Annotated in this window: 6 protein-coding genes, 2 tRNA genes and 3 rRNA genes; 3 read left to right on the top strand and 8 right to left on the bottom strand. The window is 51.6% G+C overall.

The window, feature by feature from the left end; translation table 11 throughout:
- Positions 1-8: 8 nt before the first annotated feature.
- From phoB to BZG13_RS01650, 3 genes are all read right to left on the bottom strand, one after another.
- Entirely contained in the window at positions 9-698 is a 690-nt protein-coding gene (gene phoB, locus BZG13_RS01660) for a phosphate regulon transcriptional regulator PhoB (RefSeq protein WP_069363277.1), read from the bottom strand.
- 107 nt (positions 699-805) lie between these two features.
- Positions 806-4,573, bottom strand: coding sequence for an AAA family ATPase (locus BZG13_RS01655; protein ID WP_077484532.1), 3,768 nt, complete (start codon positions 4,571-4,573; stop codon positions 806-808).
- 3 nt (positions 4,574-4,576) lie between these two features.
- Positions 4,577-5,932, bottom strand: coding sequence for an exonuclease SbcCD subunit D C-terminal domain-containing protein (locus BZG13_RS01650; RefSeq protein WP_077484530.1), 1,356 nt, complete (start codon positions 5,930-5,932; stop codon positions 4,577-4,579).
- Positions 5,933-5,972: 40 nt separating this feature from the next.
- Between BZG13_RS01650 and rdgC the strand changes: the two genes are divergently transcribed.
- The 3 genes from rdgC (at position 5,973) to BZG13_RS01635 (ending at position 8,607) form a co-directional block, all read left to right on the top strand.
- Positions 5,973-6,881, top strand: a complete 909-nt coding sequence (gene rdgC, locus BZG13_RS01645) for a recombination-associated protein RdgC (RefSeq protein ID WP_198935498.1) — start codon at positions 5,973-5,975, stop codon at positions 6,879-6,881.
- 123 nt (positions 6,882-7,004) lie between these two features.
- The gene (gene trhP, locus BZG13_RS01640) at positions 7,005-8,351 is read left to right on the top strand and encodes a prephenate-dependent tRNA uridine(34) hydroxylase TrhP (RefSeq protein ID WP_077484526.1); all 1,347 of its coding nucleotides are present in this window, start codon (positions 7,005-7,007) and stop codon (positions 8,349-8,351) included.
- Between the two features lies 1 nt (position 8,352).
- Positions 8,353-8,607 (top strand): YfhL family 4Fe-4S dicluster ferredoxin, encoded by a 255-nt coding sequence (locus BZG13_RS01635; protein WP_069363281.1) that lies wholly within the window; start codon positions 8,353-8,355, stop codon positions 8,605-8,607.
- Between the two features lie 324 nt (positions 8,608-8,931).
- Here the strand turns inward: BZG13_RS01635 and BZG13_RS01630 are convergent.
- The 5 genes from BZG13_RS01630 to BZG13_RS01610 all read right to left on the bottom strand — a co-directional run bounded on the left by BZG13_RS01630 (position 8,932) and on the right by BZG13_RS01610 (position 13,245).
- Positions 8,932-9,008: transfer RNA gene (locus tag BZG13_RS01630), tRNA-Asp, on the bottom strand.
- Positions 9,009-9,130: 122 nt separating this feature from the next.
- Positions 9,131-9,207 (bottom strand) — tRNA-Asp (locus tag BZG13_RS01625).
- 241 nt (positions 9,208-9,448) lie between these two features.
- Positions 9,449-9,564 (bottom strand): 5S ribosomal RNA (gene rrf, locus BZG13_RS01620).
- 83 nt (positions 9,565-9,647) lie between these two features.
- Positions 9,648-9,763 (bottom strand): 5S ribosomal RNA (gene rrf, locus BZG13_RS01615).
- A 115-nt stretch (positions 9,764-9,878) separates the two neighbouring features.
- Positions 9,879-13,245, bottom strand: a 23S ribosomal RNA gene (locus tag BZG13_RS01610).
- Between the last annotated feature and the right edge of the window lie 467 nt (positions 13,246-13,712).

The raw sequence follows: 13,712 nt of genomic DNA, 5'->3' as shown, positions 1-13,712 counted from the left end.
GGCCGGATTTAACTACGTGTTGAAAAGCGGTATCCAGCGCCGCGTACCGTTTGTACCAATTTAGCGTGCCCACCGGCTTCTAGCACTTTGCGCAAACGACGAATATGCACATCGACCGTTCTATCTTCAACATAGACATTGGTGCCCCACACGTTATTGAGTAGCTGCTCGCGGCTATATACACGCTCTTGATGGGTCATGAAAAAGTGCAACAGCTTAAACTCGGTCGGCCCCATGTCTAGCGGCTCATCATTGGCGGTCACTCGGTGCGAGACAGGGTCAAGTTTCAACCCTTGTACTTCAATAACATCATCCAAGGTTGTCGGCGATACACGGCGCATCACCGCTTTTAATCGCGCCACCAGCTCTTTCGGCGAGAAAGGTTTGGTGATGTAGTCATCTGCGCCTACTTCCAGGCCTCGCACTTTGTCTTCTTCCTCGCCCCGTGCGGTCAGCATCACCACAGGAATCTGTCGGGTCAACTCTTCCCGCTTTAAGTGCTTAATAAGATTGAGCCCCGATCCACCAGGTAACATCCAATCCATCAGGATCATTTCTGGGTAAGGCTCGCATATTTGCGCCAGTGCCGAATCGTAGTCTTCTGCCTCAACCGTTTGATAACCTTTTTGTTCAAGCACAAAACAAAGCATCTCGCGAATGGGGGCTTCGTCTTCAACAACGAGAATCCGTCTAACCATGATAATTACCTAGTGTTATCATTGAACTGGCGCCATTATGTGGATTTATTATGACATTTTTGTGACCCAGCGCGAGCTATTTTCCCCTTGTGTCGACAGGCTGTGACCTAGCCAACACCTTGCTGTGTCACCATGACTCTGCTTGCGCCACCACCTTGGCTATCTACGCGCACTTGCGCACCAATCCGTTCAACCAGCGTATTCACATGCGAAATCACCCCAATTTGTCGGCCATCCGCTTGCAGAGTGTCCAAGCAGGCGAGCGCCATTTCTAAGCTGTCAGGATCTAGGGTGCCGAAGCCCTCATCAATAAACAATGAGCCAAGCTGGCGGGTATCTGCCGCTAAAGAGGCCAGTGCTAGCGCCAGCGAGAGCGAGACTAAAAAGCTCTCTCCGCCAGACAGTGATTCGACACTGCGCACCTCATCACCCATATCATGATCGACCACTTGTAGCGCCAGCAAGCTATCCGGTACCGTTTGCAATGCATAACGTGGTGACAATGACGCCAAGTGCTCATTGGCAATCTCGACCAGCTGGGACAAGGTTAACGACTGCGCAAGATTACGGAATTTAGCGCCACTGGCAGAGCCTATCAGGTCGGCCAATTTCAACCATTGCTCGGTTTGCTGCCGCTGTCCCTCGATTTTTTCGGTCAGCGAGCCGGCTTGCTGTTTGGCTTTTTCCGACTCCGTCAATTGATGGCGGAGGGTGAAGAGACGCTGCTCGTTTTCTTCAAGTGCTTGTTGCCAACTCGCTTGCTGCGCGCCAAGTGATGCCTCATCCTCCGCGAGTTGCTGCGTCGCTAGCCAAGCACTTGCATCAGCGATGGCCTGCTGACAATGACTAAGCTGTTGCTGACGCTCATCAAGGCGTGTTTTTGCTTCTTGATAACGCGCCTCAACATCGCTGATAGCCTGCCGCTCATTGGCTCGCCATGCCTCATTGTAAGAAAGCGCGGTAATTAAATCATACTGATGAACACCAAGCTCCGGTTGCCATTGGATCCAACGTCTAACACTTGCGCGGTAGCGCTGATCCGCCTCACGCTGCTGGGTATCGAGAGTTTGCTGGCGCGCCTGTACGCCCGCGCGCTTTTCACTGGCCTGCGTATACGCCTGCTCAGCGTAGTTACGTTGCGCCCGTTGCCCGTCGATGGCGGCTTTATATTCTCGCTCCAACGCCTCTAAATCTGATTGCGGGATCAGTGCTTGGCGCGCGACACTTTGTTGTTGATGCTCTTGCGCCAACACGACCAATTGCGCTTGCCGTGCTTGAATATCTTCCGACAAGCTCTGACACTGCTGCGAGAGCGTGGCCAATTCGGTCTCTCTTTGTTGTTTGTGCTCAGCAAGCGCCGCTTTTTCATCTTGCAGCGCCTGGTAGGCCTGAATTTTTTGCTCCATCTGGCGGATATAATGCGCCGCCCCCACCTGTTGCAGGCTCGCCAGCCATTGCCCAGCACCTAACTGCTGATCCAACGATTGGCTGACGCGCGTGAGTTGCGCGTGTTGCTGTTGCCATTGCTCATCAATCGCGTTGAGTCGTGTCTCACACTCAGTCAGTGACTGATCAAGTTGATGACGTCGTGCCACTCGCTGCTCACGTGCATGTTGGAGTTCCGCGATGGCCGTATCCATTTGTTGCACGTGCGCAAGCTGTTGTTGGCGCTCCGTCATCGCTTGATAACAGGTTTGATACTCGGCATAGGTTTGTTGCGCCTGTGCGTCAATCTCGCTGAGGATGTCACTGAGTGGACGTGATAAGTCGATGGCTTCATCCAGCTCAGCGATCGCGGCATACACCTCGCGTTCGCATTGCTGTCGCTCAGCCTGCCAAACAGCTCCCTGTTCTCTCAGCTCGGCGCACGCGTGCTGGCTTTGCTGGTGCTGTTTCTGCCAATAATAGTATTCGGCATTGTGCTGGTTATACGAGGCTTGCAAGGCGTCTACACGCGCTTGCTGCTGGGCGATCATGCCTTCAATCGCGGGGGCATGGTGCAGATAAGGATGTTCGGTGGCCCCACAGAGCGGACAAGGATCCCCCTCGTGTAGGGTTTGGCGAAGATCATCAAGCTCGACCACCGCCATCGCCTGTTGGAGGCTGTTTTGTGCCTCCTCCACCTGAGCCTGCTCACGGGTTAGTGTCTCTTTCAAGTGGGCTACATGGGCTTGGCTGTCCGCAAACAATGCTTGGTGTTTTTCCAGCTCCGCTTGATTATGCTGACAACGCTCTTGCCAATACTGCCAGTTTTTCCCCTCATTGAGCACCGCGTCTTGCTGCTGCTTTTGAGTGTGCAATTTGCTATACCGCGCCTGATCTGCGTCTTGATTTGCCTGCAGCGCCTCAGGATCCAGCGCTTGTCGCTTGGCTTTCAGCTGCGCACTACTGTCATCCACTTGGGCAATGTCTTTGTCCAACTTGTCACGTTGCGGCTGCCAATGTTGCTGCTGATGATAACGGGCTTGATACTCTTCTTGCAGCGCCGAGAGCGTGTCTTGGCAATCGAGGTACTGGCGCAGGTTATCGAACACCGGCTGATAATGCTCCGCCACATGCGAGAAGTCACCATATTGCGCGATTTCTTGTTCTAACGCCGTCTCGCGACGTTGCTGTTGCTCGGCTTGTTCGCGCGCATGGACGAGTGACTGGTGAGCATGACGATACTTTTGCTGCTGCTCATTCAACGCCACGTTTTGATCGTGCATTTGCCGCTCAATGCCGGACAATTGCGTATCGATTTGCTGCGCCTCACGCACTTTAGGCTCAATATCCGCCCAATATTGCTCGGCCTCAGCCAATGCTCGGTTGGCGGCGCGCCAGCGTTCGGCCTCTTGTTCATATGCTTGCGCAATCTCGCGCTCTTCGCGTGCAAGTTGATGGCTTTCGAGTGTGAGCGCTTGGCGTTGCCATTGGGTAGTCTGCACCGCTTGCCAGTCATCGCGCGCCACTTGCACTCGCTCTATCTCATCCAACGCCTCTCGCCGCGCGGCAATGCCTTCTCGCGCTTCACTCGCTTCATCGAGCGCCTGCTGAGCCGTCTCGACACCCTGCTGCGCTTGGGCAAGGTGCGTGTGTTGTTGGCGGTAGTCATTGAGTTTTCTCAGCTGAGTTTGTAAATCGTGAATGTGCTGCTGGCATTGCGCCTGCTCTTGATGCAGTTGCTGTTCTTCATCATCCGTGAGTAATTGAATATCGCCCAACTGTTGGGTCAGTTGATCCAGTGCTTGCTTTTCATCGCGGGCCCGCTCGTGTGCCATTTGCGACAGTCGGCTATATATCTCAGTGCCTGTCATCCGTTCAAGCAAGGCCGCTCTATCATCAGCAGACGCTTTTAAGAAAGCGGCAAAATCCCCTTGCGGCAACATCACCGCACGGCGGAACTGTTCATAACTGAGACCAACGAGACGCTCTATTTCACTGAGTACTTCCTGTTTTTTACCGGCAATACGTTGGCCTGTGGCGAGGTTCTCCAACCAGTGCTCGCTCGCCTGTATGCGGCCATCCGCCTTGCCCCGCGCCCGGCGTACCGACCAATGTGCGCGCCAACGGCTGCCGTCATAGGCGACAAAATCAACCTCTGCGTATCCCTCACCTTTGCCACGCGATAAGATACTACGCACATCATTGGCTTTAACCCGAGTGGCCGGGTCACCTAAGCCAATATCCGCATCATGCTTTTTATTGGACTGAAAGCGCGGGATCTTGTCGTAAAGCGCCAAGCAAATCGCATCCAAAAGCGTCGACTTTCCCGCGCCCGTTTTGCCTGTGATCGCAAACAAGCCACTGTCACCCAGTGGTCCTTGTGAGAAGTCCAATGCAAACGGATGTTGAATGCTGGCCAAATTCTCGCCACGTAATGCCAGGATTTTCATCGTTTATTGATCCTCGTCCTGTTCCAGTTGCGCCAATAACTGAGAAAACGTTGCTGATAACGCCGTATCCGGTTCACCTTGATACTTTTGCTGCCAGCCATGACGCAGTACCTGATAAGGCTCAACCTCAGATAACCGTTGTTGCCGAAAGCCACTTGTTTGTGGTTGTTCTCGATAATGAGGGGTAATTTTCGCAAGCCGTACGGGTTTACTCTCTAGCGCGGCTAAGATCTTTTCTCTTAACATCGGCTGGGGTTTATCCAATAAAACAGGGACATCAAGCAAAGGCTGCTGCGACAGCGGTAAAGGCTCAAGCGTAAGCCCCGCCAAGGCGTCGAGTACCGTCTCCAGCGGTGCGGGCTGTTCCGGCACTCGCCATAAATCTACCGCACGCGGTACATAATGTGGCACCACGCTTTGTAGCTGGTTGTCTTCAAGGGTCACGGCTAATACTTGGTGCCGATAATGTCGCTCTGATAACGATAGTGGAATCGGTGAGCCGCAGTAACGGATCCGGGATTGTTTCGCCACTTGCTGGGCTAAGTGCAAATGCCCGAGTGCGACATAAGCAATATCCTCACTGAAAATATCTGCCGGCAGCGCATGCTGATTCCCCCCCAGAATGCGTCGCTCTGACATCTCTGATAACTCGCCACTGGCCATATACACATGGCCCATTGCTATCAATGCCTGATCAGCGCGCGCATTCTCACGCCCCGCTTGCTCCGTTTGCTGATAAATAGCTCGCACTCCCTCAATAAGCCGATCGTCCTTTTCATCGAGCCCTTCTGTACGTAAATCACCACTTCGCAAAAAAGGTACTGCCAATACCCAAGCCGCGACCTCGCCTGACTTATCGGTAATTGGCACGCGCATACGTTCAGTATCTAAATCGCCATCTCCATCTCTCGCGATGGCGCCAATTAAGTGTAAATCAAAGGCTTTGAGTAGCTCGTGTGGGGCGTCGAGTTTGCTAGGTGAGTCATGATTCCCGCCAGTGATCACTACATTTAAGTCTGGCAGTGCTTTGGCAATGTCAGCTAAAAATCGATACAGCATCCGCCAAGCACTGGCGGGTGGGTTAGCACTGTCAAACACATCTCCCGCCACCAATAAGGCATCGGCTTGCTCATCAATGAGACATTGCTTAAGCCAATCGAGAAAAGCTTGATGTTCATATTGGCGATCATAACCATGCAGCTGATGACCAAGATGCCAATCGGAGGTATGAATGATTTTTAACACAACTGAGGTAATCCATTCGTTGAGGAAGTTGGGCAAGTTTGTCTCGCTGAAGTCGCGAGCAGGGTTAAATTCTACGCTAATTGCAGCGACATTCGAGAGTGAATGCAATACCATGTTGCCTTTCTCACAACAGGATGGATAAAGCCTCGCCATGATTTGGTTTAAGAATTTACTCGTCTATCGTCTTACCCGTGATATTCCTCTCGATCCAACCCAATTGGAAAGCCAGCTCAAAGAGTTCGATTTTACCCCGTGTGGCAGCCAGGACATGCAAAAGTTTGGTTGGGACAATGCGCTGGGTAAGCACGGCGATATGCTTACGCATGTCAGCGGTAACAATATCCTGATCCGCGCTCGCAAAGAAGAAAAGTTGCTCCCCGCCTCGGTGATCAAAGACGCCTTAGAAGAGAAAGTCGACGCCATGGAGCAAGCCCAAGGGCAACGCCTGAAAAAGCGCGAGAAAGATAGCCTAAAAGACGATGTGGTCATGGAGCTCTTGCCACGTGCCTTCACGCGCCAAAGCCAGATGTGTGCCTTGATCATGGCCGATAAAGGCCTGGTATTAGTTGATGCAGCCAGCATCAAAAAAGGCGAAGAGTTACTCGCGCTATTGCGAAAATCTATCGGCAGCTTACCTGTCGTACCGGCTGAAACCGAGATCCCAGCAGAGCACGCGATGACCGAATGGGTGAAGCAAGGCCAAGCGCCGCAAGGCTTTCACCTCGGTGATGAGGCAGAACTCAAAGCGCTACTCGAAGAAGGTGGGGTGATTAAATGCAAACAGCAAGATCTCACCAGTGACGAAATTCAGGCGCACCTAGAGGCAGACAAACAAGTCACCAAGTTATCCATGGACTGGCAAGAGCAAATCGACTTCATATTAGGCGATGATTTGAGCCTGAAGCGCCTGAAATTTTCTGAAGAGATCCGCGATCAAAACGCTGACATCGACCGAGAAGATGTTGCCGCCCGCCTTGATGCTGACTTATCGCTGATGTGCGGCGAGCTCGACACGTTATTAGAAGGCTTATTCACGGCTTTAGGCGGTTTAAAAACCGACTAACTAATCCCTACAAAGATTAGGTAAATTCGGCTGGTAGTGTGGGCAATGTCACAGTAAAATGGCGCCCACACTCACCTTCAACGTGAAGGTGCCTGACTTATACTCAGACTCAAGCTTGGAATTATGTTTACGCCAGAATTACTCTCTCCCGCCGGTAGCCTAAAGAATATGCGCTATGCGTTCGCCTACGGGGCCGACGCCGTGTATGCCGGTCAGCCACGCTACAGCCTGCGTGTGCGCAACAATGAATTTAACCACGAGAACCTGAAAATCGGCATCGATGAAGCCCATGCACAGGGTAAGAAATTCTACGTGGTTTGTAATATTCAGCCGCACAACGCCAAGCTCAAAACCTTTATTCGCGATCTCAAGCCGATTATCGATATGGGCCCTGATGCGCTGATCATGTCGGATCCTGGCTTGATTATGATGGTGCGTGAGCACTTCCCTGATATGGCAATCCACCTTTCCGTGCAAGCCAATGCGATTAACTGGGCGACCGTCAAATTTTGGCAGCAGCAAGGGATTGAGCGTGTGATCTTATCGCGTGAACTAGCACTGGAAGAGATCGAAGATATCCGCCAACACTGCCCTGAAATGGAGCTTGAGGTGTTTGTTCACGGCGCGCTATGCATGGCGTATTCTGGTCGTTGTTTGCTATCAGGCTATATTAATAAGCGCGATCCAAACCAAGGTACCTGCACCAATGCCTGCCGTTGGGACTACAAAGTTCATAAAGGCAAAGAAGACGACGCAGGCCAAGTCGTACAAGTTCAAGAAGTGACCCCAACCCTGGGTAAAGGCGAGCCGGTTGATGATGTGGTATTGCTCGAAGAGGGCGGACGTCCGGGTGAGTTGATGGCCGCTTATGAAGATGAGCACGGCACCTACATCATGAACTCAAAAGACTTACGCGCCATTCAGCACGTTGAGCGCTTGACCCAAATGGGCGTACACTCGCTAAAGATCGAAGGCCGCACTAAGTCTTTCTATTACTGCGCACGCACCGCACAGGTGTATCGCCAAGCAATTGATGATGCCGTGGCCGGTAAACCATTCGATGAAAGCCTGATGAACACCCTCGAGAACCTTGCACACCGGGGCTACACCGAAGGCTTTTTACGTCGACACACCCACGATAGCTACCAAAACTATGACTATGGCTATTCGGTTTCTGACCAACAGCAATTTGTCGGCGAGTTTACTGGCAAGCGCCGTGGCGATCTGGCTGAAGTGGAAGTGAAAAACAAATTTATGCTCGGTGACAGCATGGAGCTAATGACGCCACGCGGCAATGTTCATTTCACCTTAGAAGCGATGGAAAATCGTAAGTCAGAAACCATCACAGATGCCAAAGGCAGCGGTCATTTCGTATTTATTCCTGTGCCAGAAGATATGGATCTAGAATACGCGCTACTGATGCGTAACCTACAATCAGGACAAGATACACGTAACCCATCGGGTAAGTGATATGGCACTACTCATCACCGATAAATGCATAAACTGCGATATGTGTGAACCCGAGTGTCCCAACGGGGCCATCTCTATGGGTTCCGAGATCTTTGAGATCGAGCCCGATTTATGCACCGAGTGTAAAGGCCATTACGAAAAACCGACGTGCCAGTCGGTTTGCCCGATCTCCAAGTGCATTATCACCGATCCCGATAATGTCGAGACCGAGGATCAGCTCCTAGAAAAGTTTGTGGTCATCCAAGGCATGGCCTAAACCATTAAAAGCGCCGCAAGGCGCTTTTTTTATGTCTTTAGGGGCGCTTTAAACGCAAAAAACCCCAGCTTTTCAGCTAGGGTTTCTAAGTAGTGGCGGAGGGCCGGGATTGCGGACAATGGGCAGGCCACCCTGCGGGACTCATTCGCCCGCAGGGCGAACCTGGCCAATAACAAAAAACCCTACTAAATTTAGCAGGGTTTCTAAGTAGTGGCGGAGTGGACGGGAGTCAACGCGCACTGCAAGTGCCGCGACCAAGACGTCTGGCTCAGGGGAGCTTAAATGCAAAAAACCCCAGCTTATCAGCTAGGGTTTCTAAAGTAGTGGCGGAGTGGACGGGACTCGAACCCGCGACCCCCGGCGTGACAGGCCGGTATTCTAACCAACTGAACTACCACTCCGCACCAATTCTGTCTCATCAAAGTCTTACATATCATTGCTTTGATGCTTAAATATTTGCTAACTAAAGCTCAATATTAAGCTCTAATTAAGTTATCTTGTTTGATGCGATGAGGGTGTNTAGTGGCGGAGTGGACGGGACTCGAACCCGCGACCCCCGGCGTGACAGGCCGGTATTCTAACCAACTGAACTACCACTCCGCACCAATTCTGTCTCATCAAAGTCTTACATATCATTGCTTTGATGCTTAAATATTTGCTAACTAAAGCTCAATATTAAGCTCTAATTAAGTTATCTTGTTTGATGCGATGAGGGTGTTGAATCGAGACGCGCAGTGTATGCCAATACATGAGCATCATCGTTATCACAAGCATCGAGCAATCAGCAAGATAAGCGTTTTTGCCTTCAGATTTTTCCAAAAATCTGAAAACAAGAAAGCAAGCCTGGCGATGTCCTACTCTCACATGGGGAGACCCCACACTACCATCGGCGCTGCTTCGTTTCACTACTGAGTTCGGCATGGAGTCAGGTGGGTCCAAAGCGCTATGGTCGCCAAGCAAAATTTGNAAGCATCGAGCAATCAGCAAGATAAGCGTTTTTGCCTTCAGATTTTTCCAAAAATCTGAAAACAAGAAAGCAAGCCTGGCGATGTCCTACTCTCACATGGGGAGACCCCACACTACCATCGGCGCTGCTTCGTTTCACTACTGAGTTCGGCATGGAGTCAGGTGGGTCCAAAGCGCTATGGTCGCCAAGCAAAATTTGTGTGTCTTCACCTTTCAGTCAAAACACGTATCTAGAAAGCTGTTTCGTTCTCGCCACAATCAACTGGCTTTATTTCGAGTCCAACCCAAAACCTCTTGGGTGTTGTATGGTTAAGCCTCACGGGCCATTAGTACAGGTTAGCTCAACGCCTCACAGCGCTTACACACCCTGCCTATCAACGTCGTCGTCTACGACAACCCTTTAGAGAGCTCGAAGCTCTAGGGATGACTCATCTCGGGGCCAGCTTCGCGCTTAGATGCTTTCAGCGCTTATCTGTGCCGAACTTAGCTACCGGGCAATGCGTCTGGCGACACAACCCGAACACCAGCGGTTCGTCCACTCCGGTCCTCTCGTACTAGGAGCAGCTCCCCTCAATCATCCAACGCCCACGGCAGATAGGGACCGAACTGTCTCACGACGTTCTAAACCCAGCTCGCGTACCACTTTAAATGGCGAACAGCCATACCCTTGGGACCGACTTCAGCCCCAGGATGTGATGAGCCGACATCGAGGTGCCAAACACCGCCGTCGATATGAACTCTTGGGCGGTATCAGCCTGTTATCCCCGGAGTACCTTTTATCCGTTGAGCGATGGCCCTTCCATTCAGAACCACCGGATCACTATGACCTACTTTCGTACCTGCTCGAGCCGTCACTCTCGCAGTTAAGCGGGCTTATGCCATTGCACTAACCTCACGATGTCCGACCGTGATTAGCCCACCTTCGTGCTCCTCCGTTACGCTTTGGGAGGAGACCGCCCCAGTCAAACTACCCACCAGGCACTGTCCTCACCCCGGATAACGGGGCTAAGTTAGAACATCAAACATACAAGGGTGGTATTTCAAGGATGGCTCCACAGCAACTGGCGTCGCCGCTTCGTTACGGCCGCCGTTTACCGGGGCTTCAATCAATGGCTTCTCTTGCGATAACCACATCAATTAACCTTCCGGCACCGGGCAGGCGTCACACCGTATACGTCATCTTTCGATTTTGCACAGTGCTGTGTTTTTAATAAACAGTTGCAGCCACCTGGTATCTGCGACTGCCCATAGCTCCATCCGCAAGGGACTTCACCGTGGGCAGCGTACCTTCTCCCGAAGTTACGGTACCATTTTGCCTAGTTCCTTCACCCGAGTTCTCTCAAGCGCCTTGGTATTCTCTACCCGACCACCTGTGTCGGTTTGGAGTACGGTTGCTACTTACCTGAAGCTTAGAGGCTTTTCCCGGAAGCATGGCATCAATGACTTCACCACCTTGGTGGCTCGACATCGGGTCTCGACCGTGTGTAATCCCGGATTTGCCTAAGATTACAGCCTACACCCTTGAACCTGGACAACCATCGCCAGGCCCACCTAGCCTTCTCCGTCCCCCCATCGCAGTAAGCAGCAGTACGGGAATATTAACCCGTTTCCCATCGACTACGCCTTTCGGCCTCGCCTTAGGGGCCGACTTACCCTGCCCCGATTAACGTTGGACAGGAACCCTTGGTCTTCCGGCGAGGAGGTTTTTCACCCCCTTTATCGTTACTCATGTCAGCATTCGCACTTGTGATACCTCCAGCATGCCTCTCAGCACACCTTCAACAGCTTACACAACGCTCCCCTACCCAATANTCGACTACGCCTTTCGGCCTCGCCTTAGGGGCCGACTTACCCTGCCCCGATTAACGTTGGACAGGAACCCTTGGTCTTCCGGCGAGGAGGTTTTTCACCCCCTTTATCGTTACTCATGTCAGCATTCGCACTTGTGATACCTCCAGCATGCCTCTCAGCACACCTTCAACAGCTTACACAACGCTCCCCTACCCAATATCCATAAGGACATTGCCGCAGCTTCGGTGTATCGCTTAGCCCCGTTACATCTTCCGCGCAGGCCGACTCGACCAGTGAGCTATTACGCTTTCTTTAAATGATGGCTGCTTCTAAGCCAACATCCTGGCTGTCTGAGCCTTCCCACATCGTTTCCCACTTAGCGATAACTTGGGGACCTTAGCTGGCGGTCTGGGTTGTTTCCCTCTCCNCATTGCCGCAGCTTCGGTGTATCGCTTAGCCCCGTTACATCTTCCGCGCAGGCCGACTCGACCAGTGAGCTATTACGCTTTCTTTAAATGATGGCTGCTTCTAAGCCAACATCCTGGCTGTCTGAGCCTTCCCACATCGTTTCCCACTTAGCGATAACTTGGGGACCTTAGCTGGCGGTCTGGGTTGTTTCCCTCTCCACGACGGACGTTAGCACCCGCCGTGTGTCTCCCGGATAGCACTTACTGGTATTCGGAGTTTGCAAAGGGTTGGTAAGTCGGGATGACCCCCTAGCCTTAACAGTGCTCTACCCCCAGTAGTGTTCGTCCGAGGCGCTACCTAAATAGCTTTCGGGGAGAACCAGCTATCTCCGAGTTTGATTGGCCTTTCACCCCTAGCCACAGGTCATCTCCTAACTTTTCAACGTTAGTGAGTTCGGTCCTCCAGTTGATGTTACTCAACCTTCAACCTGCCCATGGCTAGATCACTCGGTTTCGGGTCTAATGCAAGCAACTGTCGCCCAGTTAAGACTCGGTTTCCCTACGGCTCCCCTATGCGGTTAACCTNCTCCGAGTTTGATTGGCCTTTCACCCCTAGCCACAGGTCATCTCCTAACTTTTCAACGTTAGTGAGTTCGGTCCTCCAGTTGATGTTACTCAACCTTCAACCTGCCCATGGCTAGATCACTCGGTTTCGGGTCTAATGCAAGCAACTGTCGCCCAGTTAAGACTCGGTTTCCCTACGGCTCCCCTATGCGGTTAACCTAGCTACTTACATTAAGTCGCTGACCCATTATACAAAAGGTACGCGGTCACCCCATCACTAAGTCACCTCTGCTTGATTGGGTGGTTGACCCACGCTGCGCGTGGTTAACCCAATCAACAAAGTGATAGCGTCTCACTAAGATGAAGTGTCTTAGTGATGGGGCTCCCACTGCTTGTACGTAGACGGTTTCAGGTTCTATTTCACTCCCCTCACAGGGGTTCTTTTCGCCTTTCCCTCACGGTACTGGTTCACTATCGGTCAGTCAGGAGTATTTAGCCTTGGAGGATGGTCCCCCCATCTTCAGACAAGATATCACGTGTCCCGTCTTACTCGTTTTCACGCCTAAGGCGCCGTCGGTTACGGGGCTATCACCCTTTATTGCCAGGTTTTCCAACCTGTTCACCTAACGCCTAAGCCGCTTAAGGGCTGCTCCGGGTTCGCTCGCCGCTACTGCCGGAATCTCAATTGATTTCTTTTCCTTCGGGTACTTAGATGTTTCAGTTCCCCGAGTTCGCCTCTTAGCGCTATGTATTCACGCTAAGATACCTGCTTATGCAGGTGGGTTTCCCCATTCGGAAATCCCAGACTCAAATGGCTTTTACTGCCTTATCTGGGCTTATCGCAAGTTAATACGTCCTTCATCGCCTCTGACTGCCAAGGCATCCACCGTCTACGCTTAATCACTTAACCATACAACCCCAAGAGGTCTTTTTTGCTTGATCTTTCTCTTTTATGCTGCCTCTTGCTTAACTTTTGCTTGGTCACGTAACACGTTACGCTCCCGGCGGCAAAAGTCTCGCGCGCGTTGCCTAAAAAAGAAATCTACGTCGCAAAACCACTGAGTGTTGAATCATCAACCAATTAAGGTTTTGTTTTTGCCGGACTCAAATAGAAACTTTGTCGTTATTGATTCAATAAGACAAAGTCCAAGCACACTTGATTGTGTGAGTGACATTACATGTCACTGATTGAGAACTTTACTGTCATTCTTAAAGAATGACTTGTCAGCTTTCCAGATTGTTAAAGAGCATGTCGTTTATTGCTAAATAAACCACGTTCTAAAGATTCTCAAACAAAAACCTTTAAAGCGTGGTGGGCGATACCGGGCTCGAACCAGTGACCCCCTCCTTGTAAGGGAGGTGCTCTCCCAACTGAGC

It is taken from the genome of Salinivibrio sp. ML323 (assembly GCF_001995745.1).
GTDB lineage: Bacteria > Pseudomonadota > Gammaproteobacteria > Enterobacterales > Vibrionaceae > Salinivibrio > Salinivibrio kushneri.
This window is presented reverse-complemented; position numbering and strand designations above follow the sequence as displayed.